Genomic DNA, 24,521 nt, shown 5'->3' with positions numbered 1-24,521 from the left:
GCGTTTCCGTAGTTGGGTGAGCTGTACGTGATCCACGTGTCGCAGTTCCCGACACTGCCGCCGGCGGAGGAACGCTCCTCGGTCCCCGATGCGTCGGCGGCCCGGAACGCCCATACCGCGAGCGCCACCACCTCACCGCGCAGCGCGGCGGCCGCGTCCGTCAACGCGTACGCGATCTCCCCGGGGACCGGGAAGCGCACCGTGCAGGTGGGGAGCTCGACCCGGGGCTCGGGGTGATCGGGGGACGGGCGGTGCACAACGGCGGCGTAACCGCGCTCGAAGGTGCGTCGCGCCGCCGTGACCGGACGGGTGCCGACGGCGTCGGTGAGCGCCGCGTCGTCGGTGCTGCCGGGGGACCAGTCGGTGAACGCGGCGGGGGTGCCGGCCGGATCGGCCCCGGCGCTGCGCTGATGGGCCAGCACCAGGGCGATGAGGTGGCGGCACACTCCCGGTGCGGCGCAGCTGCAACTGCCCTCGTCCAGACCGGTGCCGGGCGGCAGCGCCGTGGTGGTGCCGTCGTCGAACCTGGCCCGCACCGTGGTGTCGGGATCGGTCGTGAGCGCGGGCCCCGTCCCCGCGTCCAGCTCCTTCGTGGCGCGTTTGACCAGGCCGCGGTTGGCGAGCGCCGCGAGCGTCTCCGGAGTGAGGGCGAGCAGATCGGGGCGCACGGCGGCGCCGGTCCTCGTGTCGGTCATCGGCCCAGCCTCTCGGCGACGAACTCGGCGAGACGGCCCGGTGTCATCGCCCCGACGTGCGCCCCGGCCGAGGCGAGCCGCCCGGCCATCAGACGGTCGTACACCGGGTCGGCGTCCTCGTCGAGCGCGGCCAGCCCCAGCACGGTCGAGCCCTGCTCCACCAGCCCCCGCACCGCCCGCACCAGCCGGTAGGGGTCGCCGCCCTCGTAGAAGTCGGTGACCAGCGCGACGATGGTGCGCCGCGGGTTCTCCACCAGACCCGCGCCGTACTCCACGGCCCGTGCGATGTCGGTGCCGCCCCCCAGTTGGACCCGCATCAGCAGCTCCACCGGATCGGTCACGTCGGAGGTCAGGTCCACCACCTGGGTGTCGAAGGCGACCAAGTGCGTCTTCAGACCGGGCAGGCCCCACAGACACGCGGCGGTCACCGCGGAGTGGATGACCGATCCGGCCATCGAGCCCGACTGGTCGACCAGCAGGATCAGCTGCCACTGCGTCACATGGCGCCGGGTGCGGGAGTGGAAGTGGGCGCGCTCGATGAGAAGGCGCCGTTCGGCCGGCTGGTAGTGGGCGAGGTTGGCCTTCACGGTCTGCCGGAAGTCGAAGTCCCTCGCCGGCGCGACCCGGCTGGGCTTGCGGGAGCGGGTGCCGTGAAACGCCCGGCGGATCTCCGGCTGGAGCCTGGCCAGGAGGTCTTTCACCACCGACTCGACGATGCGCCGGGCCAGCCGCAGCACCTGTGGATTCATCAGATGCTTGGTGCGCAGCACGGCCCGCAGCAGCGTCTGGCTCGGCTCGACCCGCTCCAGCACTGCGGGGTCGGTGACGATCTCCTGGATGCCGTACTTCTCGACGGCGTCCCGTTCCAGGCGCTCGATGGTCTCCTTCGGGAAGAGCCGGTGGACGTCGTCGAGCCAGTCGACCGCGGTCAGCGCGGACGGGCCGTCGCCGCCCTCCCGAGGGGCGGAACCGGAACGGCGTACCCCTCGCCGGGCGAGCTCGGGGTCGCGGCCGTAGAGCCAGTCGAGTGCGGCGTCCCGCCCGGCGTTGCCCGGACCCAGCTGTCCGGTGTGCCGTTCTGCGGCGGCCCCGAGGACCAGCCGCCAGCGTTCCAGCCCCGCGTCGGGAGCCGTGCCGGGACCTTCCTCGGACAGGGGTGCCCGGCCGGGGGCTTGTTCGGGCGTGGTCATGGGGTGGCTTCCAGTTCGTAGCGGGCCAGCAGTCGGGACACTGACTCCTCCAGGGCGCGGGCCCGGGCGATCAGCAGGGGGTCCGCGGTGGTCCGCAGCAGGGAACGCGAGGAGCCGCGCACTCCGCGCCGTTCCAGCAGGCGGCCGGCGATCCGGTCCCGCTCGCGCGGCGGGAAGAACGCGAAGGCCTGACGCAGAGCGGGCAGCCCGGACAGGAACGCGTCGTCGGACAGCGCACGGACCAGGCTGTCCAGCACATCGATCAGCGACTCCGCGCCGCCGCCCGTTCCGCCGTCGTCGTCGTTCCCCACCGTGCCGGTCACCTCGTCGCGGGCGAGCGCGAACAGCCCGGCCAGCCAGTCGCCGAGCGCGTCCGTACCGGCCCTCGCCACCGTACGCACCGCCTCGGCCGGATCTCCGGATGCCTCCGGGCCTCCCGGGACCTGCCCGAGGGAGCGGTACAGTCCGAACGCGGCCCCGCGCAGATCGATCGGCGCCTCCGGGTCGCCGGCGATCCGGAGGGCGATCCCGGCCGCGGTCTCCCGGGTGACGGAGAGCAACTCCGGTGCGTGCAGCACCGCGTCGCGCACCCCGACCACGGCCCGCAGCCGGGGGAAGTCCACCCCCGACGAGCCGCGCGCACCCTCCAGGAGCCACAGCAACCGCTCCGTCGCCCCGTCGATCACGGCGGCGAGCAGCGGACCGCGCGCCATGCCGAACACCCGGTCGTGCCGCCACAGCCCAAGAGCCGTGGCGAGGATGTCCCCGAGCGGGCCGGTGAGCTTCAACTCGCGTACACAGGAGGCGAGTTCGCCGAGCAGTTGCTCCGAGAAGCCGTTCATCCCGCACAGCACGGCGTCGAACAGCGCCCCCGCCGGGTCATCGGCCTCCGCCGCGGCAATGCGCGTCCGCTCGGTGAGCGCGACAGCTGCCGCCTCGGCCAGTGTCGCTCCGTAAGCCCCCGCTTCCACCAGCGCGGCCTCGCGCCCCACGACGGACTGCGCTTCCCAGCGTTCGGTGAACACCGGGTCGACACCGTGCGCGGGACCGGAGGCCCGCACCTGGCCGGGAATCCCCAGCACCCGCAGGCAGTGAAGCACCCGGCTGCGTTCCAGGTCGGCGGCGTCCGTGAGATCGAGGCGGTAGGTGGCCTCCGGGCCGCCGTCCAGCTCCAGCCCGGCCAGCCGCGCCGCCACGTCATGCACCAGGGGCGGCGCCGGAGTGTCGGGGTGCAGCCGCCCGGTCCGGTCGCCACCGCAGGCCGCGACCATCTCGACGACCGCGGGGTGGGAACCCGCCGTCAGCGTGCCCCGGCTCGTCCACGGCAGCGGGCGGTCCAGGTCGTCCGTGATCAGGGCGCCCGCCAGGCCGTCCAGCACATCGATCCGGGCGGGGCGCGGATGGCCGCGCAGCGCCGTGAGCCCCTGGGCCAGGCTCCGGGCGGCGATCAGATCGGCGGTGGACACCGGGAACTTCCGCGCCCGCAGCCGCTCGACGACCACGCGCACCAAGCCGTCCGCCGCGGCCTCGGGGCCCGCCTCCCACACCTGCTGGTAGTAGCCGGGCGACGGCATCCCCGACTGGTACCCGGCGAACGCGTCCAACTGCCGGAAGGAGTACGGCACGAGGAAACTCCCGGCCAGGGCGTCGTCCGGCGGGGCGGGCACCAGCGGCCACCCGTCCGCGGCCCGCTCCCAGCCGTCTGGGTCCGCCCCGCTCGGCGCCCCGGATCCGGTGAGCGAACGGAGCGCCGGCTGGTGGAAGCCACCGGTGACCACCAGAACCGGCCGGTCCCCGGCCGCCTCCACCGCCGCCCGCACCCACGCGGCCATGTACGTCTCCCGCGCGAGGTCGCCCGCGTCGGCCTCCGCGTCACCGCGGACCAGCGCGAAATACGCGTCGAGTCGCTCGGCGAGACCGTCGTCCGGCTCGACCTCGAACAGGCGGTCCCACAGGGCGTCGGAGGAGTCCACCGCGAAGTGCCGGCACAGCCGCTCCGTCGCCTCCGCGTAGCGGGCCTCCGCGTCGGCATAGCGGTTGGTGCGCTCGGCGAATGCCGGATGCCAGGCCGGCAGATCGATGAAGCGGACCTCCGCCCCGGCCGCCCGCCCCGCCCGCAGCGCGACCCACTCCGGCGAGTAGTCGCACAGCGGGGCCCAGGACGTCGCGGCCCGCTGCCCGTCGCGGTAGTGGCTGAACACCGCGACCGGCAGCAGATGCCCGAGCAACAGCTCGTCCAGCCGTCCGTTCATCTCGGCAGGGCCCTCGATCAGCACCTGGGCGGGCCGGAGCTCCGCGATGGTCCGCTCGACGAGCCGGGCGCAGGCGGGGGAGTGGTGACGCACCCCCAGGAACACCGCGGACATCAGTCGGCCAGCAGATGGCGCGCGTCGTGCAGGGCCTTCCACTGCGGTCCGCGACGGCGCGGCACCTGCTGCTCCAGATAGCGGCGCAACCGGGCCAGGTCCTCCGGGCTGTCCTTCGCCGCCGTACCCGCCAGACACGCCACCACATCGGCGGCACTGCCCGGCTCGCCGCGCAGGAACCAGCCGCGCACCCCCACCGCGTGGGCCACGGATACGGCCTCCGCCGTACTCATCACCGCCGAGGGTCGGTCCGGGCCGGCACCCGGGCCGCCCTTCTCGCCGGCCCCCGCACGCAGCTCCCGGAACGTACCGACCAGGACCTCCAGCACGTCCCGGTCCGGCGGCGGCTCCACTCCGGAGCGTCGCAGCAGGGTCGTCACCTCGGCCTCCACCAGGGCCAGTTCGGTGTCCAGGTCGGGGATCGGGAAGACCGTCTCGAAGTTGAACCGCCGCTTGAGCGCCGCACTCATCTCGTTGACGCCCCGGTCCCGGGTGTTGGCCGTGGCGATCACATTGAAGCCCTGCCGGGCGAAGACCATGCCGTCGGGACCGGTCAGCTCGGGGATCGCCACCACGCGCTCGGAGAGCAGCGACAGCAACGAGTCCTGCACCTCCAGCGGGCAGCGGGTGATCTCCTCGAACCGGACGAGCCTGCCCTCGGCCATGCCGCGCAGCATCGGGGCCGGGACGAGCGACCGGGTGGAGGGCCCCTCGGCGACCAGCAGCGCGTAATTCCAGCCGTACTTGATCTGGTCCTCGGTGGTGGCCGCGCCGCCCTGCACCGTCAGCGTCGAGTCGCCGCTGACCGCGGCCGCGATCAGTTCGGAAAGCAGCGACTTGGCGGTGCCCGGCTCTCCGACCAGCATCAGCCCGCGGCTCGTCGCCAGTGTCACCAGAGCCCGGTCCACCAGCGAAGGGTTGCCGACGAACTTCCGGCTGATGTCCGCGTCCGCGTCACCGATGATGAACCGGCGCGCCGCACGCAGGCTCAGCTCCCAGCCCGGCGGACGCGGATCACGGTCGTCCGCCCGCAGTGCCGCCAGCTCATCGGCGTACCGCACTTCGGCCGGGGGCCGCTGCACCGGCGCCGCCGCGCCGCCCGGTGCCCCGGCACCGGGCTTCTCCCTTGCGGTCATGATGCGATGCCCTCGGTGAGTTCGGCCAGGTCGACGAGGAGTTCGGACACGGTCACCGCGTCGAGCTCGGCGAAACGGAACGGGTGGCTATGACTGGCCCAGTGGTCATTCGGCCGGCTGTCGAGCCAGACCGTTTCAAGGATCTGTTCGGGGAACATGTCGACCACGCCGACCGCGATGCCTTCGTACAGAGAGATCACCAGATAGCAGTTGTCGCTCAGCCGCTTGGAGATCCAGCGCTCCACCCCGGCGTCCTGCGGCGCCCCGCGCTCCCAGCCGCGCCGCTCCAGCCCGAGGACCTTCCCGGTCGGCACCTTGAGGCCCTCGAACCGGGTGAGCCGGTACCCGGCGGACTCCTCCTCGGAGAGCGTGAGCACGGTCCGCCCGAGCTGCGGGAACGGCTGCAGGATCTCGTAGTCGGCGAACACCTCGGACCAGGCGGTCAGTTCGTCGCCGAGGTCCAGCGGGTGCGCGAGCCGCACGGTCGCGTCGTCCTGCAGGGCGAAGACGTCGTCCTCGGCGTCGGCGAACGTACGGTCCTCCGCGACCCGGAACGCCGTGCGCGCCGCACCGTCCGTCTCGCTCAGCCACACCAGCCGACGCACCAGGTGCCACAGCAGCGGATGGCCGACGAACAGCTCCAGGAACTCCTGGGCCGTCCAGGACCGTCCGGTGACCATCGCGGCCTCCAGCCGCCTCACCTGGTCCGAGGCGACCGTCCGGACATCCTTCTTGAGCGCCATGAACCGCTTGCGTTCCTCGGGGGCGAGCTCCGCGTCGTCCCGGGCGCCCGGCTTCGGGAGGTCCTTGCGGCGCTTGCCGTCGCCGTCCAGTACGTACGGCCGCAGCTGCTCGTCGAACCCGACCGTGAACGAACGGGTGCCGTAGTCGACGACGGTCGAGCCGTCCGCGTCCAGGCCGAAGTCCGGGACCAGACGGTCGGAGAGCTGCTCCCCGGTCAGCCCCAGCCCCGCGGCGACCTCGGAGATCTTCTCCTGGGCCCGCAACTTGAGCGCCTTGAACTTCACCCGCTGCGAGATGCCGTGCAGATGCAGGAGCGCCACATCGCTGCCGACGGAAGCCAGCACGTCGAGACCTTCCACGGCCCGGTGGTGAGCTCCTTCACCGGGCCAGGTACGGATGACCGGTGTGAGCCGGCGGACCGTCTCGTCGTCACCCAGCAGCCCCAGCGCGTGCAGTGCCCACGACTCCTTCGCGGGCATGTTCGCCAGTTGCCACTGCTCGAACAGGGCCCAGGCGAACTCGGCGAGCGAAGCGGCTTCTGCCGTCCCGGTCAGCGAAGCGATTCCCGGATACACCTCACCGGGCTTCGACAGCGCCAGCATCGTCAGGGCATGGCGCGTCGCCGCGACCGGCAGCGCGCCGCCGGACCGGACCACGATCTGCGGCAGCAGCGAGGGCTCCGCCCAGCCCGGCAGCACCGGCATCTTGGCGGGCAGTGCCCGCTCCAGCGGGTCCGTGGCCAGCAGTGCGTCCACCGCAGCCGCGGCCTGAGCGCCGTACGCACGGGCGGCCTCGCGCACCACGTCGTCGCCGTGTGCCGTGGCGATCAGTGTCAGCGCCTGCTCGGCGGCGCGCCGTGCGGCGCCCGCCTTGCCCACGGCGTCCGGAACCAGGAGCGGGGCGGCCGCGATGCCGTGCCGGGCGAACCAGGAACGGACCGTCGCCCCGGTGGACTTGAGCCGGACCGCCCAGTTCGCCATGTGCCGGGCGACATTCACATCGACGAACGGGAGCAGCAGCGGGGCCAGCGAGGCCGGCTGCCTGGGCACGACGCGCAGCAGCATCGGCAGTGCGGCCAGGCCGAAGCGTGCGGCGATCGGCTTGAGCGTGTCCTCGCCGTCCCACAGATCGGTCGGATCCCAGGTGGCGAGCAGCGGGGCGACCAATTCCTCGTCGCCGTGGACGAACAGCCAGGCCGGTCGCAGATCGCCCTCGGCCGGGCTGTGGCGCAGGACGTCGATGTACTCGTTGAAATCGCCGGTGTTGCGCTGGGTCGTGTACCAGGAGGAGGTGGCCGCCCAGGCGGCCTGCTCCTCGGGCAGCCACTCCAGGAGGGGCTCGGACTCCGCGGTCAGACCGGTCACGGCCTTGGCTGTGACGGTGGTGCGGGGCCGGGACCACGGCGGAGCCGTCAGCGCGGCCGGCAGGGCGTCCACCGGTGCGTCGGCGATCAGACCGACCGGGTTGAGCAGCGGTTCGACGATCTCCACGGCCTCGGGGCCGAGTTCGCCGAGCGCATGCGACAGCAGCTCGCGGTGGGCGGCGACATGGGTCCGGAGCAATTGCAGGGACCGGGACGCCGCAGCCGAACGGCCGCCCGCCTCGGCGGCCAGCAGGCGCACCGCACGTACCGGGTAGCGGCGCATGGCTTCGAGGAGCGAGGGGCGGACATGCTTGGAGTCCGCATGTGCCAGCAGGCCGAGAAAGGCCTCGTCCGTGGGCAGCTCCACCAGAGACCCGGCGGCGAGCTTCACACCGTCCGAGTAGTAGCGGTTGCCGTCGAGCGTGTCGGCCAGCGCCGGGGCGATGGCGGGACCGACGCCTTCGGCGATCGTCGCGATGGTCCCGACACCGTGGGTGAAATCGGGGCGGTAGGGCAACAGCGCCATCTGGTCGGCCGAGTTCAGCGAGCTGAACACCATGGCACGCAGGGTGCGGTCCTGCTCCGCGCTCACTGCGGGATCCGCGCAGAGCTCGTCGACCCAGTCGGTCTCACTCGGTACCAGATAGGAGACGATGATCCTGCGCAAGGTGTCGGTGCGGCACTTGGCCAGCGCCTCGACCGCCGCCCGGTAGGTCTCCTCGTCGGCAGCGGCGAGCAGGGCACGGACCCGGTCGATCGGCGATCGGTGATGCGCGGCCCAGTACGTGTGGCGCGGGCCCGGGAGCGCCATCAGCCGGGGCGCGCCGCGCTGGAGGCCGCTCTGCTGCCAGTCGGCGTCGACCGAGAACACTTCGGTCGCGGCCCGTGCGGCGAACGGAAGGCCGTAGCGTTCGCACCAGAAGTCCGCCCATCCCGGAAAATCGACGATCGCGGTCAGCGCGGCCGCACCAGCCGGTGAGGGGGCTCCGTCGAGATGTGCGCGCAGCGCTTCGGCCGCCACGGCGTCCGACCGAGGCGAGTCCGCGAACTCCTGGATCCAGGCGTCCTGTTCCGCGAGCTCGGCCTCGATCGCGGCGATCGCCTCACGCCGCACCTTGCCCGGCCCGCGGCGTGCTCCGCCGCGCCGCGGGTGGAGTACCCGCTTCCAGTTGGCGGGCAGAGTGAAGGTGTCCTCGTCGGGGAGCACGAGCGTGTCCTCGTCCGGAACCGCACCGGAGGCGGTCGCGGCCTTCGTGGCGTCCGGAACAGCGGGGGCCGGAACAGGGGCCGAAGCGGATGCCCCGACCTCGTGGTACCCCTTCTTCTCCTTCTCCGCGATCGTCTTGACGATCTGCGCCGCTGCGGCCTCGGCCGACGCGTACTCCTTGGTCTGCGTACGTCCGTCGCTACCGCACCGCCCGTAGCGCACCGTCACCACGGCGCCCTCGGCCTCGGTCTCCCAGAACTTCGACGCAGTGCCCTCGATATATTCCCAGCGGCGCACAGCTCCGCCCCCTTCCCGCCCGGAGCCCGCTCCGCCGCGGGCTTTTCGATCAGTGGTGCCACACTAGAACGGACCACTGACAACGGAGCGTGACCGGGGTGTCCTGTCGGTAAAGCAACAGGTCAACCGCTATGCGGAGCGCTTTCCCGGACCTGGCGGCTCCGGACGGTGACGATCAGCACGGCACCGGCCCGGCCTGCCACCCCCCTGTGCGTTACCGGAAACCCGCGACGCGCCCGGCCGGGTCAGGGGGCGGAGATGGCGCGCTCGCCGCCGGACGGTGCCCACGACGGCGTCACACCCATGACCTGGCACACCATCAGGAAGAGTGGGATGGGTGGGGTGTAGGGCGTGCGGTTGTCGGGCTGGTGGATCAGCCGGGGCCGGACCGCGGGGACATACGCCCCCTGCGCGTAGGCGGCCTGCGTGGGCCAGTCCAGATCGAGGTCGGAGCCCGCGGGCACGATCCACCACCAGCGGTCGGCGTCCGCGAAGACGCAACCGGTGCGCGGCAGATGCGACATCAGCCGGAAGCCGTACCGGGCGGGCACCCCCACCGCGTCGCAGCCCAGGCTCGCCGACAGCGCGGGCGGCAACGGCAACTGCACCGTGCCCGCCGCGCCGCCAGGGGGCCGCAGCTCACGGGGGCGGCGCGTTCCGAGCAGATGGGACATCGCGTTCTTCAGCATGACCGCTCCGAGCCGTGCGGCAGTTCCGCCCAGACGATGCGGCCCGAGCCGTTGCCCGCGTCGCGGGAACCCCAGGAACTGCACATCGCGTCGACGAGCAGCAGGCCGCGTCCGTGCTCGTCATCGGCGGTACGGCACAGCCGCGGCCCGCCGGGCTGGTGTCCTTGGTCCTGCACGGCTATGCGCAGCCGCCTGTCGAGGCAGCGCAGCTCGCACACGACGCGAGCGCTCATGGTGTGCACGACCGCGTTGGTCACCAGTTCCGAAACGATCAGGATCGCCGAGTCATGGGCGTCCGCGTCCAGCTGCCACTTGTCGAGCCGGGCCCGGGTCAGCCTCCGTGCACCCGCGACCGATTCGGGGTGCGCGGGCAGGGCGAAGCAGTATCGGAGCGCCTCCGTCCCGGGACTGAGATCCATGAGCCGGGGGATGAGCGCACTGCCAGGTGCCACAACCGATTCCTCACAGTGGGGGCTGTGTCACGCTCCGCACACACAGGTGAATGACAGGGAACGTGACTTCGTGAACTGGTTCACTCACCAACTCTCCCCCTGTCTTGAACACTTGGCAAGGGGCACTCTGAAATTTTCAGAGTGGCTGTGTTCTGGTCGGCCCGCGCATGGCACACTGCTCGCAAACAGCGCATGGGGAGGTCTGAAGTGAGCGAACCGCGGTCCGCCCCGACCGTGGGTCAGGTCGTTCTCGGCAAACGCCTGCAGGATCTGCGGGAGCGCGTCGGCCTGAGCCGTGACCAGGCTGCCAAGGTGCTGCGGGTCGCACCTGCGACGATACGCAGGATGGAGACCGCCGAGGTCGCTCTCAAGATCCCCTATGTGCAGATGCTGCTGAAGGCCTACGGAGTCGCCGACGACGAGGCCGACGCCTTCGTGGAGCTCGCCGAGGAGGCCAACAAACCCGGCTGGTGGCAGCGGTTCCACGATGTGCTGCCCGACTGGTTCAGCATGTACGTCAGTCTGGAGGGCGCCGCGAGTCTCCTGCGCATGTACGAGCCGCACTTCGTCCCCGGACTGCTGCAGACCGAGGACTACGCGCGCTCGGTGATGCGCACCGGAGCCGTGGGCCAGACCAGACCCGAGGACATAGAGCGCCATGTGGCACTGCGGATGCAGCGCCAGTCCTTGCTGACACGGCCGGATGCCCCGAAGCTGTGGGTGGTGATGGACGAGACGGTGCTGCGCCGTCCCGTCGGCAGCGCCGAAGCCATGCGGGAGCAGATCGACCGGCTGCTCGAAGCGACCGAGATGCCGCATGTGACGCTGCAGATCGCGGAATTCTCGAAGGGCCACCACCCGGGCACCTACGGCCCGTTCGTCCTCTTCCGCTTCGGTGTCCCCGAACTCCCCGACATGGTTTACAGCGAGTACCTGACCGGTGCCGTCTACTTCGACGCGCGCCCCGAGGTGGCCTCCTACCTCGAAGTCATGGACCGCATGGCGGCGCAGGCCGCAACTGCACAACGCACGAAGGAAATCCTCCAGGATTTCCGCAAGGAGCTGTGATGGATCCCATATACAACGGCATGCCGGCCGCCGAACTCGGCTCCGAGGGCTGGCACAAGCCGTGGAGCGGTGGGAACGGAGGCAATTGCTTCGAAGCGATGAAGCTGTCCGACGGCAGAATCGCCGTACGCCAGTCCGCCGACCCCGACGGCCCCGCCCTGATCTACTCCCACGGCGAGATCGCCGCCTTCATCCAGGGGGCCAAGTCCGGTCAGGCGGACTTCCTTCTCACCTGATTCCGCGGCCCTCCCGCCCGGACCGGATTTCTTGCCGGAATCCGCAGCGCCGGTGCCGAACCGGTCCCACACTCTTGTTGTTCGCCGACCTATGGACCCATGGAGCGCGCTATGACCGGGCACGACCCCCAAGCCATCGAGATCGACACCACCAAGCCTCATCCCGCCCGGATGTACGACTGGTTCCTCGGTGGCAAGGACAACTACCCGGTCGACGAAGAGATGGCCCGGCAGCTGCTCGCCCTCGACGCCCGGGGGCGTGACATGGCCCGGGTCAACCGTGCCTTCATGCACCGGGCCACCCGATGGCTGGCCGAGAACGGCGTCCGTCAGTTCCTCGACATCGGCACCGGAATACCCACCGAGCCGAATCTCCACCAGATCGCCCAGCGGACCGCCCCGGACGCGCGCATCGTCTACTGCGACAACGACCCGATCGTCCTCGCCCACGCCGCGGCGCTGCTGCGCTCCACCCCGCAGGGCGCCACCGAGTACATCCAGGCCGACGCCCGCAAACCGGAAGCCATCCTGGAAGCGGCCGGCGGGGTGCTCGACTTCGACAAGCCGGTCGCCCTGTCGCTGCTCGCCCTGCTGCACTTCCTGGACGACGAGGACGGCGCGGCCGAACTCGTCGACCGCCTTGTCGAGCGGCTTGCTCCCGGCAGCTACCTGGTGCTCTCGCACACCACCGGGGACTTCGACCCCGAGGGCGCGGCGCAGGCGTCCGCCATGTACCGGGCCCGGGGGATGACGCTGCGCCTGCGCTCGCACGCCGAGATCACCACGTTCTTCGACGGCCTCGAACTCGTCGAGCCCGGGGTCTCGCTCTCCGCGGACTGGCACCCGGAGCTCGGCGAGGTCATCGAGGTCCCCGGTGACGAGCCCATCCCGGGCTACGCGGGCGTCGCCCGCAAGGCCTGACCGTGCCCGCCGGTTCGGCCCGCACCGTACGAGAGGCCCCGGCCGTCACTGACGGCTGACCGACCGGGTGATACCCGCGGCGATCGTCGTCGCGAGCAGCCACCCGGTCGCGATCAGCAGATACGAGAGCCACTGGTACCAGCCCTGCGGGTTGAAGGCCTTCTCCTGCCCGAAGTCGATGATCGGCAGCAGCAGATCCAGGGTGTAGAACAACGCGCTGAACGGCGGGGCCTCGTCGGCCTTGAGCGGTGCCGGATGGTGCAGTCCGTACGCCAGCGAGCCGATCAGCAGCAGCGAGACGAGCCAGGCGGCCGCCCGCACCGGCCGGAAGCCGTACCCCACGGTGACGTCCTGCAGATACCCCCACACCCTCGCGTATCCCGGGAGGGTGGCGCGATGGGTGCGCTGCTTGGCGAGCTGCACACTGCGCGCCGCGTCGTCGTCACCGATCCGCCGGTACGCCGCCGTCAACTGCTCGTACGAGTACGGAACGTACCCCTCCTCGTCGCGTTCCAGCAGCGGCAGTCGCTGCTCGGCGGGCAGATGGGGGAGCAGCACCGTGTACGTCAGCCCGTCCAGGCTGACCTCGGGCGGCCAGACAGCCGGGGCGGCATGGATGAGATCGATCTGGGACCGGCGCAGATTCACCCGCCCCTCGATCGGGGCCGCCTCCCGGAGCCAGAGCTCACCGACCGTGCAACTGCTCGCCCGCACGGCGACCCCGCCGGGGTTCGACAGCCGCGCCTTCGCGAAGTTGAGCTGTCCCGGTATCCGGCTGCCGCGGGCGTTGACCCGCCCCTCGACCCGGATACGCATCGCGTGCAGATCGGAGCCGACCGTCAGTGTCTCCATCTGGAGGGCGGTCCCTCCCGGGTTCAGCAGCACGGCGTCGCTCAGCAGGATCTGCCCGGTGACGGCGGCGCCTTCGAGCCGGGATTCGCCGTGCACGACGAGCCCGGGCAACCACATGTCGTCCTCGACGATCGCGTGATTGAGCTGGAGCACCGCTTCGCCGTTGTCCGCCGTCGAGCCGTCGGCGTTCACCCCGATCCGGGTGCGGTCGAAGAACAGCGCCTGAGTGATCTTCGAGCCGCCGAGCCGGACCGGGCCGGAGATCCGGCAGTCGGTGAGCCTCAGCACACCGTCGATCCGGATGGTGGCGGCGGTCAGCCCCGGAAGCACCGAATTGCTGAGATTGAGCTGGCGCAGCTGCGCCCCGTACAGATTCGGTGCCTGCTCGAAGCAGCAGCCGGCCAGCAGCACCGCGTACTCGGCCGTCACATACCGTGCGTTCAGGGTGCCCGAGACCCGCGCGCCGATCACCCGCAGCGCCGCCACCTCGCCGTCCTGCTGCCTGCCGCCGATCAGCAGGGCACGCAGAACCTCGCCGCGTACCGTGCGCTCCGGCCCCCAGCCGTCCCCGGCCTCCGGATCGTCCTCGGCCGCCACGCCCGTACGGAAGTCGACGACGACGCCGCGCGGGAAGGCGTCCCATACGCGGCGTTCGGCGGGCGTCAGTTCGGTGATCTCCATCGGCGGGACTCTGACCCGCGGCCCGCCACAGTGTCAACCCCGCCCGAAACCGGTCCCGTTCAGCTCCCCAGCTCATGGCCGGTCGTCACGTCCACCTGCGCGGGGACCTCGTCGTGCCGATCGCCCACCGCCGGCGTGCCCGACGTCCCCGACGCCTCACCGGGCCCGGTCCTGGAACGGGCCGAGGAACGCCTCGGCTCGGACCTCACGGTTGACCTGCCTCGCCCGCCCGTGCCGCCGTCAGCCCGGCCACCCTGCACCGCAGCTTCCGCGGCCAGCCCGGCAGGATCCCGCGCGGCCGGCTCACCGAACGCCGGATCGCGCTCGCCCGGCGGCTGCTGGAGCGCGGCGAGGAACGCCTCGACGTGGTCGCCCGTGCCGGCGGAATCGGTACGGCGGCCAACCCGCGGACCCACTTCCGCCGCCGCACCGGACTGACCCCCGGCGAGTACCGCCGCCGGTTCACCCAGCCCTTGGGCCGTGTCCGGACGCCGCCGCGCACCAGGTCACAATGGGCGCATGTCACGACGCACCAGACGACCGGGGCGGCCCGCCACCGCCGGAGCACGGACCCCCGCGGTCACCGCGGAATCGCCCTGCCCGTGCGGACTGCCCGCCACCTACGCGAACTGCTGCGGCCGGCTGCACGCCGGGACCGCCGCCGCGCCGACCTGCGAGGCGCTGATGCGCTCCCGGTACGCCGCCTTCGTCGTCCGGGACGAGGCCTATCTGCTGCGCACCTGGCACCCCGACACCCGGCCGCCCGCCGTCGACTTCGATCCCGGAATGCGATGGGTGCGCCTGGAGGTGCTGGAGACGACCGACGGCAGCCCGTTCCACACCACGGGCACGGTCACCTTCCGTGCGCACTACACGGACAACGGCCGGCCGGACTCGCTCCACGAGAAGAGCCGCTTCGTCCGTCACGAGGGCGCCTGGGTGTACGCGACCGCGGTCTTCGTCGACTGAGCCGCGGGTGCGGCGGTCCTGCCGGTTCAGCCCGCCGTCCCCGCCAGGGTCTTCTCCGGTGACAGCTCCTGCGCCAGGTCCTCCGCCAGCAGCCGTTTGGCGATCACGTCCACCGCCGCCCGCAGCTGCCGGTCGTCCGGGCGTGCCCCGTGCTCGTCCAGGCGCTCGTTGAGCCACCGCACCCACGCGTCGGTGATCGCCGCGGCCTCCCGGCTCCCCGCGGCGGTATGCGTGAACAGATGACCGTCGCCGGTGAGATAGCCCTCCTCGACCATCCGGTCGAAGACCGGCACCAGCACCTCGGGCGGCAGCCGGTGCCGGGTCGCGATCAGCCGCAGACCCGCGTGGCCCACCATCCGGGTGAACAGCTCGACCTGCATCACCGCCCAGGCGCCCGCCATGTCCAGCCGGGTGTCCGAGTCCGCGACGATCCGCCGGGCCGTGTCCGGGCCCGCTCCGTGCAGGATCTTGGCCACGGCGAATTCGAGGAGCTTGGCCGAGTCGCCGGCGCCGGGCTGCGCGAAGCCCTCGCCCATGTCCGTGGAGCCGACCCGGGCCGTGTCCCGCAGCTTCACCTGTTTCAGGAAGAGCGCGACGAGGAACCCCAGGACCGCGACCGGCACCGTCCACAGGAACACGGTGTGCAGCGTGTCCGCGTACGCCTGGGCCAGGGGCGCGGACTGCGCGGGGGGAAGACCGTGCAGCCCCGACGGGCTCTGTGCGGCCTTCGCCAGCGTCGCCGGGTCGCCGCCGGCCTGTGCCGCAGCGGTGATGCCGTCGGTCAGATTGGGCTTCAGCGCGTTGGCGTAGATCGTGCCGAAGACCGCCGTGCCGAAAGAGCTGCCGAGCGTACGGAAGAACGTCACGCCCGAGGTCGCCGTGCCCAGGTCCGCGTAGTCGACCGTGTTCTGTACGGCGATCGTCAGCACCTGCATGGCCAGACCGATGCCGACACCGAGCACCAGCATGTAGAGCGACTCCAGCCACACCCCGGTGCCGGGACCCATCCGGGAGAGCAGATACAGCCCCACGGCCATGATCAGTGAGCCCACGATGGGGAACACCCGGTACCGGCCTGTCTTGGAGACCACGTTGCCGCTGAAGATCGAGGCGACGAGCAGCCCGAGGACCATCGGCAGCGTCCGTACGCCCGACACGGTCGCCGAGTCCCCGTCCACGTACTGGAGGTACGTCGGCAGGAAGATCATCGCGCCGAGCATCGCGAAGCCCACGATGAAGCTCAGGACCGAGCAGACGGTGAACACCGGATTGCGGAAGAGCCGCATGGGCAGCATCGGTTCCTCCGCCCGGAACTCCACGAGGCAGAAGAGCGCCAGCGCGACGAGTCCGCCCGCGAAGAGACCGAGGATGACGGGCGAGCCCCACGCGTACTCGTTGCCGCCCCAGCTCGTCGCCAGGATCAGCGCGCTCGCACCGACCGTGACCATCGCGATGCCCAGATAGTCGATGACGGCCCGGCCGGCGGCCTTGACCGACGGAATCGTCCGGGCCGCGGCGATGACCACCACGATCGCGATCGGCACATTGACGTAGAACGCCCAGCGCCAGCTCAGATGGTCGGTGAAGAGCCCGCCGAGCAGCGGCCCGATCACCGTCGACACCCCGAAGACCGCGCCGATCGCGCCCTGGTACTTGCCGCGCTCGCGCAACGGGATCACATCGGCGATCAGCGCCATCGAGGTGACCATCAGTCCGCCGGCCCCGATGCCCTGAAGCCCGCGCCAGACGATCAGCAGCGTCATATTGGTCGCGAGGCCGCAGAGGAACGAACCGGTGATGAAGATGATGGCCGACAGCTGGAAGATGATCTTCCGGCCGAACAGGTCGCCGAACTTGCCCACCAGGACCGTCGCCACCGTCTCCGCGAGCAGATACGCGGTGACCACCCAGGACATATGGGCGGCGCCGCCGAGATCCGAGACGATCGTCGGCAGCGCGGTGCCGACGATCGTCTGGTCCAGGGCGGCCAGCAGAATCCCCAGCACGATCGTCGCGAAGACGATGTTCCGGCGGCGCGGATCGAGTACGGGCGGCGCGGCGGCACTCTGCGCGGCGGGGGCGGTCTCGCTGGCAGTGGTCACGCTTGCACTTTCACACCGGCCCGCGCTTGGCGCATGTGGGGGACGGCCGGACGTGTCGTCAGGCCAGCAGATCCCGCACGGAAGCCTTCATCCGGCTCACGAACGCCTCCCGTACGGGCTCCGCCACCCGGTCCAGCGAGAGATACGGATTGAGGTCCTCCAACTCGACGAGCAGCAGCTCGCCCCGCGCGGTCCGGCAGGCGTCGACCCGCTGGATGCCGTGGCCGAGACCGTTCCACTCCACGAAGCCGCGGGCGAACGCCAGATCCGCCGCGCTGGGCGCGTACGGCTCCAGCACCCACCGCCGCTCCGGGTCCGGTGCGTACAGCGCGTACTGGAAGTCGTGGTCGACGAAGTAGAAGGACACCTCGTAGCGGAAGTCGATCCGGGGCTGGACGAGCATCGTGCCGTCCTCGCCCTCCGGCAGCGCCGCTTCCCGCACGAACCGCAGCCCGGCCGAGTCCGCGCCCAGCTTGGGCTTCACCACGTACTCCGCGGCCTCGGGGAGCGCCCCCAGATCGGCCGCCCGGTCCACCGTGGGGATCACCGGATGCCCGGCCCGGCTCAGATCGACCAGATACTGCTTGCCCGCCATGTCCCCGCGGCCGTGCAACGGGTTGTAGACCCGGGTGCCCAGCTCCCGCGCCCGTGCGCGGAACGCGTCGTACGCCTCCTGGTAATGCAGCACCGGGCCGCTGTTGCGTATGACGACCGTGTCGAAACCGTCCAGCAGCGCTGCGGCGTCCCGGGGGTGGCAGAGCGCGACATCGAACTCCTCCCGCAGCCGTGACGTCAGATGGATGTCCTCGTCGCAGTAGCGGCGGCCGCGCGCTTCGTAGGCGAGGTCGGTGACGAACAGGACGGACGGGCGCGAGTCGGCGGGCATGGCGTTCTCCCAGGGGGTGTGTCGGCGGGCAGCTGCTCAATAACCTTGACGGCGTTGCCCGTTCACGACCCTGGAGCGTCATGACGCCTGCCCCGCACGAGCCGGTCGCATCGCAATCGCCGTCGCTGCCCGACATTCTCTCTCCCGCCTTCGCAGCCGATCCCTACGGGGCGTACCGGATCATGCGCGAGAGCGCGCCGCTGATCCGGCACGAGGCCACGAACAGTTACGTCGTCTCCCGGTACGAGGACGTGGAGCGGGTGTTCAAGGACCGGGCGGGGGAGTTCACCACCGACAACTACGACTGGCAGATCGAGCCCGTCCACGGCAGGACGATCCTCCAGCTCGGCGGACGCGAGCACGCCGTCCGCCGGACCCTGGTCGCCCCTGCCTTCCGGGGCACGGAGCTCCAGGAGAAATTCCTGCCGGTGATCGAGCGCAACGCACGCGAATTGATCGACACCTTCCGGCACACCGGCGAGGCCGACCTCGTCGACGCCTTCGCGACCCGCTTCCCCGTCCTCGTCATCGCCGACATGCTCGGCCTGGACCGGGAGGACCACGACCGCTTCCACGGCTGGTACACCACCGTCATCGCCTTCCTCGGCAATCTGGCCGGCGACCCGGAAGTGGCCGCGGCCGGTGAGCGGACCCGTCGGGAATTCGCCGAGTACATGATCCCGGTCATCCAGCGGCGCCGGAACGAGCCGGGCGACGACCTGCTCTCCGCGCTCTGCACCGCCGAGGTCGACGGTGTGCGGATGAGCGACGAGGACATCAAGGCGTTCTGCAGCCTGTTGCTCGCCGCGGGCGGCGAGACCACCGACAAGGCCATCGCCTCCGTCTTCGCCAATCTGCTCACCCACCCCGAGCAGCTCGCCGCGGTACGGGAGGACCGCACCCTCATCGACCGGGCCTTCGCCGAGACCCTGCGCCACACCCCGCCGGTCCACATGATCATGCGCCAGACGGCGCGAGAGGTGGAGCTCAGCGGCGGTACGGTCCCGGCCGGAGCCACCGTCACCTGCCTGATCGGCTCCGCCAACCGGGACGAATCGCGCTACAGCGAGCCCGACCGGTTCGACATCTTCCGCTCCGACCTGACGAGCACCACCGCCTTCTCGGCGGCCGCCGACCACCTGGCGTTCGCGCTCGGCAGGCACTTCTGCGTCGGTGCGCTACTGGCCAGGGCAGAGGTGGAGACGGGCGTGAACCAACTGCTCGACGCGATGCCCGACCTGCGGCTCGCGGACGGCTTCACCCCCATCGAGCACGGCGTCTTCACCCGGGGCCCGCGTTCGCTGCCGGTACGGTTCACCCCGGTCGCCGGCTGACGCGGGGGCGCGCGGACGGCCTCGGGCACACGGACGGGCGTGCCCGGCGCCCGCGCGGCAACCGCGGCGGAGGTGGCGGTCGGAACTCGGCGTCCCCCATTACCAGCGTCGTACGCGGTTCGGCCTCGGACCGGCCCTCGACGACCGTGCAGGCGCCCCCGTCGATCGAGGTCTCGTAGACCACCTCGCTGTCGCCGGTGGTCTTCCAGCGGATCAGGGCCGTCAGCTGCCCCGCCGCCTCCGGGCGGAACTGCTGCTTCATCCGGCCGTGAGGCAGGCGCCGCGCCGCGCCGTCGTAAGACGGATGCGGCGGGGGTGTCACCAGGAGCTGCCGGGGCGCACCGCCAGCCGGGGGTGGTGGGCGGCGAGGAACTTGTTGGCGCGGGCCAGTTCGGAGAGTGCCTGCTCGCGGTCGGCCCGGTCCTCGTCGCAGAGCCGTGGACCGCGGAAGCTGCGCACCTCGCGCGCGGCGCATTCGGCGTCGAATTCCGCCTGCAGGATGTGCGGCGGGATGCAGGACCCGATCAGCGCGGCAACCCGGTCCGGGATCGGCACGGGGACGAGGAGGTGTGAGGCGGTCATGGGGAGTTCCCTCTCGGAATGATCGGTCGGCCAGGAGGCGGTTCTCGGCTCGGCCGCCGGGTGCGGCGGTCGACTTCTCCATATGTACGGGACGCAGTTCCGGGTTTCTCGTTGAGAACGTCTCCGTGTGGCAACCGTTTGAGAGTGACCGTCTATTTCGCCTTACTCATAAGTAAGTTGACTCATGGTGAGGACCGTGATCCGGCTGAAAGCCGACTCAGAGCGGAGTTTCGTCGCCGCGGGCCCGTAACTGGAGCGCCCGCAGCACGGCCTCGGTGGAGAACCGGCTCTCGGGATCGGTCAGTTGCCCGCCGAATATGGACTCCAGGTTGCGCATCCGGTAGCGGACCGTCTGCGGATGGACGTCCAGCAACTCGCCCATGTGGGCCGCGGTGCCACGGGTGTCCAGCCAGATCCGCAGGGTCTCGACCAGCCGCTCCCGGCGGGTGGCGCTGATCCCGGAGATCGGGGCCAGTTCGCGCTGGGCGAGCTGGTCGACCAGTACCGGGTCGGAGAGCAGCCACAGGGTGATGAGGTGGTCCTCGCAGAGGATGGCGGGCGCGTCGTCGATGATGTTGGTGTCGACGAGTTCGAGCACCCGCCGGGCCCAGCGGATCGAGTCCGAGGCCAGGGCGGTGGGGACGGTCAGGCCGATCGCGGCGTGGGTGCCGAGGAGCGCCTCGTCCAGCATGCGTCTTCGGGCGTCGTCGAAAGCTCCGGGGATCAGTAAGTGCGGCTGGGGGTCGCTGAGATCGGCCAGCACATCGCGGTCCGCCGCGGCCCGGTCCAGGGTGGCGGGGGAGCGGACGGCGATCAGGGTGACTTCCTCGGGAAGCGTCCATCCGGTCTGTTCGCAGAGCTCGGCGATGGCAGTGCGGGGGGCGGGGCGGCCGGCGAGGATCAGGTGCAGCAGGCGGCGGCGCATGGCCTCGGTCTGTTCGCCGGTCTGCGACTGCACCTCCAGGAAGCCCTCCCTGGACAGGGATTCGAGCTCGTCGATGTAGGCGAAGAGCGCATCGGCGAAGCTGAGCATGAGGGTCGGTGAGAAGTTGTAGCTCCGGCCGACCTTCTTCGCCCGTCGCAGCGCGACGCGGGCGCCGAGCCGGTAGGCGCCCTGGAGCGTCTCCATCGTGCGCCCTTCGTATGCCTCGAAGCGCCCGAACCGACGGCACATGTCGTCGCGCAGCGAGGTCGAGGTGGACGGCTCGGCGACCAGGTCCACGAACGAGGAGAGGCTCTGTTCCACGCCCACCCGGATGGCCTGACCGTTGGGGCCGCTGAGCAGCCGGGCGTATTCGGGATAGGCCCGGGTGACCTCGACGCCGATCTCCTTGATCAGGCTCGGTAGTTCGGGTCGCATGATGGCGGCGAATTCCTGGGGGAGCGGCCCCAGCGGATCCCCCGTGTCCGAAGGCTGTATGAGTTCTGGCATGACTGTCCCCTTGCTCTCCGGCGCCCGGTGGGGGGTCAGGCGGTGGGGAAAGCGCTCCCACGAACCGACAGGTGCGTACCAAGTTCGCGATGAAGATAGACCAAGTGAGCGGTTGTGCCCACCACTTGGACAAGATCGAAGTGCAAGGGGCACACATTGCGGACCCATTTCGTTGCTCCGATGCAGGTGAGGCGGGAGTGCTCACTTCCGGACAATATTTTTCGGACTTCCGCTCTCCCCGCGACAAGTAAGTAACCGTGGGTAACGAATGCCTGTCCGGGGGATTGGTGTGGGTTCGTGCAAGTGGTGTGCATTCTCCCGGACGCTGCGATGGCAACGGACCGCGGTCGTCCGTTTCCCTGCGGGGTGTGGTATTCGAGGGAGAACGCATTCTTGGGCGAAGGGAAATCCTTCGATTCGCGGAGTGATATCAGAACCGGTCGCCCGGAATGGATAATCCGTCATCCGTTCCGCGGCGGGGGTCGATCGGGCCGGGTGTGCCGACGGGGCGGGCGGCCCGGTTGACCCCCGCCGGCGACTCGTACGGCAGTCGTGTGCGGTGCGCCCGCCGCCGGGTCGGGAGCGGGGGTGCGCTCTGTGCTCCGTCGATGGGGTCCGTGGTGCTCCGCGCAGTTCAGCGGTGCGGTGAACGCGGCGTGGCGGGGTGGCATTCAGCCGCGGGGGCGACGGTCTTACCGACGAGTACGTGGGCCCTCGGCGGGGCGGCCCGTCGATCTCGACTGCGCCCGGGGTGAGTGTCCGGCGGGATCCCGGGCGCATGACACGGCCGTAACTACTCACTTTCGTATAGAAAATCGTGGCGATCTGCTGAGTTCTCGCTAAGGCGGAATGCGTTTATCGAGAGGGTGCGGGAATTTCTGCACCGGGTATTGCCGCGTTGGGCTACTGGCTCGTAACGTTCGATCCGCACGGAGTTCGATCACGCAGTCGAGTCCATCGACTTCTGCGTTCCACGATGTGAGCCGCCCTCGTGCCGGCCCATTCCCAGGGTGTGGTGCGGGGTAATCGGGTACGTCCAACTCCACTTCCCGGAGGTATGTTCCGTGAGAAACACCCTCAGACGAGCGTTGTTCGCCACGACCGTCGCCGCAGCCGCGTTCGGCTTCGCCGCCACGTCGGCCTCGGCCACTGCCCTCGCGCAGTGGACCGTGGTCAACCCCAATGCGAACGGCACCTTCACGGCCTCGCTCAAGGCCGGCACGGTGGCGACCCTGGTCGACACCAACACCAGCCAGCAGGTGGACTGCTCGGTGGGCACCGCCAGTGGCACCGCTCCCAGCGGGACGTACCCCTCCGGCGTCGGCCTCGCGAAGATCACCGCCGCCGCCTGGGGTTCCACGGCCAGCCCGTGCCCCGGACCGCTCGGCTCGAACTTCACGGCCGTACTCGCACCGGGTGCTGTCATCAGCATCGATGCGAGCACATACAGCGGTGGCGTCACCTCGGGGAGCCTGACCGGGGTCAAGGTCAATCTGACGGGTGACACCATCCTGGGCACCTGCAAGGCCGTGATCTCCGGGTCCGTGAACAACGTGACCTACACCAACTCCACGGGCGAACTCGACATCAACAACGGCTCCGGCCTGAAGGTGGACAGCGCCGACAACTGCGCGGGGCTGCTCAACGCGGGTGACTCGGCCACGTTCGACGCGACGTACAAGGTCGCCGCGCCGCTCACCATCACCTCGCCGTAACCGAACCGGGCCGGCGCCAGTGGCAAGGAAGGGCCGCGGAGCGGAGGTTCTCCTCCTCCCCGCGGCCCGACGTCGGCCCGCCCCTTCGCATCCCACGCACGAGTGCCGAGCACCGAGACGACGGCAGGTATGTCGAGATGAGAACAAGGACCACGGACCCGCGGCGCACCGCACGCTTCGCCGCGGTCGGTGCGGTGGCGCTCGTGGCGGGCTTCATGCCGGGCACGGGAGCCGCGACCGACACCCGGACCGCCGAGGCGGACATCGCCTACACCTGTGACCTTCCCTCCGGCGCGCAGCCGGTCCCGGTGCACATCACAGCGGAGTTGCCGGTGACCACGAGCATCGGGACGGCGATCCAACTCCGGGACGTGGCCCTGTCCTTCGAGCTTCCGCGTTCCGCCTTCTCCGCGGCGCCGGGGGCCGAACCGGCGGCCGTTTCGGGATCCGCGCGGGTGCTGACCGAGGTCTCGCAGCGGGGCGAGTCGACGGATGTGCCCTGGCAAGGGCTGGAGATCCCGGAGTCCTCTCTCCCCGCCGCGGGGGACATCGCATTGCGCGCGACGGGCGAGGTACCGACGATCACGCCGAGATCCAGCGGCGACGTGCTCTTCGCCCTGGGGCAACTGGACGTGGGCCTCGCCCTGCGGGCCGCGGAGGGAGTCGGGGAGGCACCGCCCCCGCTGGCCTTCTCGTGCAAGGTCGATCCGGACCAGAGCGCGGAGCTGGCCACGGTCAGCGTTCCCTCGCAGACCGGAACCCCGCGGCCTTCCGGGGCCGCCCCCGAGCCGTCCGGGGGCACCACCCCCGACCGTGCCGGCGGCGCGAAGGCGGGACGGGCGGCGGCCCTGTCGCCGGGGGGCGTGCAGCCACCCGCCGACTGCACGGTCATGACCGGTCCGATCCCGCAGGTGCCCAAGGCGGCACACGGTTACATGGCGGGATACTCCAACGTCAACAAACTGGCCGGAGCGATCAAGTTCAGCGACCCCGGGCATCTTCGCCTCAACCTGAACACATCCGTATCCTTCCTCAAATGCCCGACGGGCGTGAAGAGCTGGCTGACCACCGACGGCACGCTCGACTACAAGGGCAGGGCCCAGATGCCGCCGGCCGAGGCCACCTTCCTCACCTTCGGTTTCATGCCGACGACGGCGAAGGTGGAACTGGTCCTCGAAGGCAGGATCGACATCGGAACACTGGGCGACTCGGCCCCCGACCCCGATACCAAGAAGTACAAGGAGACGACGACCGCCATCGCTCCCGTGCGCGCACGCCTCTACGACGTGGAGGTCAACGGGGAGCCGCTGGACGTCGGCCCCAACTGCCGCAGTGCGAGCCCGATGAAGCTGGAACTGGTCGGCAAGGGGGCGTCCGGCGCGGGTGGCCCCGAGGGCTACACCGTGAAGACCGGGGGACCCCTGACCGGCTACGCGGATGTGCCGCCGTTCACCGGATGCGGCGTCACGGAGGATCTCGACAACCTCTTCACCGCCTCGGTCTCCGGAAAAGGCAACTACACGAAAATGATGCAGTCCCCGCTGTGCGTCGAAGGTGTTCCGGCGAACTGTCCCGAGCCGCCGAAGCCCAAGCCCGAACGCTGA

Annotated in this window: 18 protein-coding genes and 3 pseudogenes; 8 read left to right on the top strand and 13 right to left on the bottom strand. The window is 70.6% G+C overall.

Annotation, left to right across the window (positions count from 1 at the left end; genetic code table 11):
- From ABZY11_RS10085 to ABZY11_RS10055, 7 genes and pseudogenes are all read right to left on the bottom strand, one after another.
- Positions 1-695: pseudogene (locus ABZY11_RS10085) on the bottom strand (hypothetical protein); the annotation flags it as partial.
- Positions 692-1,885, bottom strand: coding sequence for a VWA domain-containing protein (locus ABZY11_RS10080; protein WP_356478683.1), 1,194 nt, complete (start codon positions 1,883-1,885; stop codon positions 692-694). The gene ABZY11_RS10080 and the pseudogene ABZY11_RS10085, both read right to left, overlap by 4 nt.
- A complete protein-coding gene (locus ABZY11_RS10075; protein ID WP_356478682.1) occupies positions 1,882-4,251 on the bottom strand; it encodes a DUF5682 family protein in 2,370 nt (789 codons plus the stop codon). The genes ABZY11_RS10080 and ABZY11_RS10075 overlap by 4 nt, the downstream gene beginning before the upstream one ends.
- Entirely contained in the window at positions 4,251-5,387 is a 1,137-nt protein-coding gene (locus ABZY11_RS10070) for an AAA family ATPase (protein ID WP_356478681.1), read from the bottom strand. The genes ABZY11_RS10075 and ABZY11_RS10070 overlap by 1 nt, the downstream gene beginning before the upstream one ends.
- Positions 5,384-8,998, bottom strand: a complete 3,615-nt coding sequence (locus tag ABZY11_RS10065; RefSeq protein ID WP_356478680.1) for a DUF4132 domain-containing protein — start codon at positions 8,996-8,998, stop codon at positions 5,384-5,386. Before ABZY11_RS10065 ends, ABZY11_RS10070 begins: the two co-directional genes overlap by 4 nt.
- 245 nt (positions 8,999-9,243) lie before the next feature.
- Positions 9,244-9,687, bottom strand: a complete 444-nt coding sequence (locus ABZY11_RS10060) for a hypothetical protein (RefSeq protein ID WP_356478679.1) — start codon at positions 9,685-9,687, stop codon at positions 9,244-9,246.
- Positions 9,681-10,139 carry an ATP-binding protein gene (locus ABZY11_RS10055; protein WP_356478678.1) on the bottom strand — a complete coding sequence of 153 codons (459 nt, stop codon included), beginning with the start codon at positions 10,137-10,139 and terminating at the stop codon, positions 9,681-9,683. Before ABZY11_RS10055 ends, ABZY11_RS10060 begins: the two co-directional genes overlap by 7 nt.
- Before the next feature lie 207 nt (positions 10,140-10,346).
- On the opposite strand from ABZY11_RS10055, the gene ABZY11_RS10050 reads away from it, so the two are divergent.
- The 3 genes from ABZY11_RS10050 to ABZY11_RS10040 all read left to right on the top strand — a co-directional run bounded on the left by ABZY11_RS10050 (position 10,347) and on the right by ABZY11_RS10040 (position 12,364).
- The gene (locus tag ABZY11_RS10050) at positions 10,347-11,207 is read left to right on the top strand and encodes a helix-turn-helix transcriptional regulator (protein ID WP_356478677.1); all 861 of its coding nucleotides are present in this window, start codon (positions 10,347-10,349) and stop codon (positions 11,205-11,207) included.
- Positions 11,207-11,443: a DUF397 domain-containing protein gene (locus tag ABZY11_RS10045; RefSeq protein WP_356478676.1), complete on the top strand. Its 237-nt coding sequence runs from the start codon at positions 11,207-11,209 to the stop codon at positions 11,441-11,443. Before ABZY11_RS10050 ends, ABZY11_RS10045 begins: the two co-directional genes overlap by 1 nt.
- Positions 11,444-11,554: 111 nt before the next feature.
- On the top strand, positions 11,555-12,364 hold the full coding sequence (locus ABZY11_RS10040) for an SAM-dependent methyltransferase (RefSeq protein WP_356478675.1): 810 nt from the start codon (positions 11,555-11,557) through the stop codon (positions 12,362-12,364).
- Positions 12,365-12,409: 45 nt separating this feature from the next.
- Here ABZY11_RS10040 and ABZY11_RS10035 read toward each other — a convergent pair whose 3' ends face one another.
- Entirely contained in the window at positions 12,410-13,897 is a 1,488-nt protein-coding gene (locus ABZY11_RS10035) for a membrane-associated oxidoreductase (RefSeq protein WP_356478674.1), read from the bottom strand.
- Between the two features lie 135 nt (positions 13,898-14,032).
- Here ABZY11_RS10035 and ABZY11_RS10030 point away from each other — a divergent pair.
- Both ABZY11_RS10030 and ABZY11_RS10025 read left to right on the top strand, forming a co-directional pair.
- A pseudogene (locus ABZY11_RS10030) lies at positions 14,033-14,361 on the top strand (helix-turn-helix domain-containing protein); the annotation flags it as partial.
- A 55-nt stretch (positions 14,362-14,416) separates the two neighbouring features.
- Positions 14,417-14,866, top strand: coding sequence for a YchJ family metal-binding protein (locus ABZY11_RS10025; RefSeq protein ID WP_356478673.1), 450 nt, complete (start codon positions 14,417-14,419; stop codon positions 14,864-14,866).
- A gap of 26 nt (positions 14,867-14,892) precedes the next feature.
- Here the strand turns inward: ABZY11_RS10025 and ABZY11_RS10020 are convergent, their stop codons facing one another.
- Together ABZY11_RS10020 and ABZY11_RS10015 are read right to left on the bottom strand one after the other, a co-directional pair.
- Positions 14,893-16,968, bottom strand: a complete 2,076-nt coding sequence (locus tag ABZY11_RS10020) for an MDR family MFS transporter (RefSeq protein ID WP_356478672.1) — start codon at positions 16,966-16,968, stop codon at positions 14,893-14,895.
- Positions 16,969-17,026: 58 nt separating this feature from the next.
- Positions 17,027-17,854 (bottom strand): hypothetical protein, encoded by an 828-nt coding sequence (locus tag ABZY11_RS10015; protein ID WP_356478671.1) that lies wholly within the window; start codon positions 17,852-17,854, stop codon positions 17,027-17,029.
- A gap of 80 nt (positions 17,855-17,934) precedes the next feature.
- Between ABZY11_RS10015 and ABZY11_RS10010 the strand changes: the two genes are divergently transcribed.
- Positions 17,935-19,188, top strand: coding sequence for a cytochrome P450 (locus ABZY11_RS10010; RefSeq protein WP_356478670.1), 1,254 nt, complete (start codon positions 17,935-17,937; stop codon positions 19,186-19,188).
- Between the two features lie 82 nt (positions 19,189-19,270).
- Here the strand turns inward: ABZY11_RS10010 and ABZY11_RS10005 are convergent.
- The 3 genes and pseudogenes from ABZY11_RS10005 to ABZY11_RS09995 form a co-directional block, all read right to left on the bottom strand.
- Positions 19,271-19,456 (bottom strand): annotated as a pseudogene (locus tag ABZY11_RS10005) (acyl-CoA synthase); the annotation flags it as partial.
- Positions 19,457-19,506: 50 nt separating this feature from the next.
- Positions 19,507-19,770 (bottom strand): hypothetical protein, encoded by a 264-nt coding sequence (locus ABZY11_RS10000; protein ID WP_356478669.1) that lies wholly within the window; start codon positions 19,768-19,770, stop codon positions 19,507-19,509.
- A 217-nt stretch (positions 19,771-19,987) separates the two neighbouring features.
- Positions 19,988-21,202, bottom strand: a complete 1,215-nt coding sequence (locus ABZY11_RS09995) for a helix-turn-helix domain-containing protein (RefSeq protein ID WP_356478668.1) — start codon at positions 21,200-21,202, stop codon at positions 19,988-19,990.
- A 1,064-nt stretch (positions 21,203-22,266) separates the two neighbouring features.
- Here ABZY11_RS09995 and ABZY11_RS09990 point away from each other — a divergent pair.
- Both ABZY11_RS09990 and ABZY11_RS09985 read left to right on the top strand, forming a co-directional pair.
- Positions 22,267-22,917, top strand: a complete 651-nt coding sequence (locus tag ABZY11_RS09990; protein ID WP_356478667.1) for a hypothetical protein — start codon at positions 22,267-22,269, stop codon at positions 22,915-22,917.
- A gap of 137 nt (positions 22,918-23,054) precedes the next feature.
- On the top strand, positions 23,055-24,521 hold the full coding sequence (locus ABZY11_RS09985; RefSeq protein ID WP_356478666.1) for a DUF6801 domain-containing protein: 1,467 nt from the start codon (positions 23,055-23,057) through the stop codon (positions 24,519-24,521).

Source organism: Streptomyces sp. NPDC006510 (assembly GCF_040611955.1).
Classification (GTDB): Bacteria; Actinomycetota; Actinomycetes; order Streptomycetales; family Streptomycetaceae; genus Streptomyces.
This window is presented reverse-complemented; position numbering and strand designations above follow the sequence as displayed.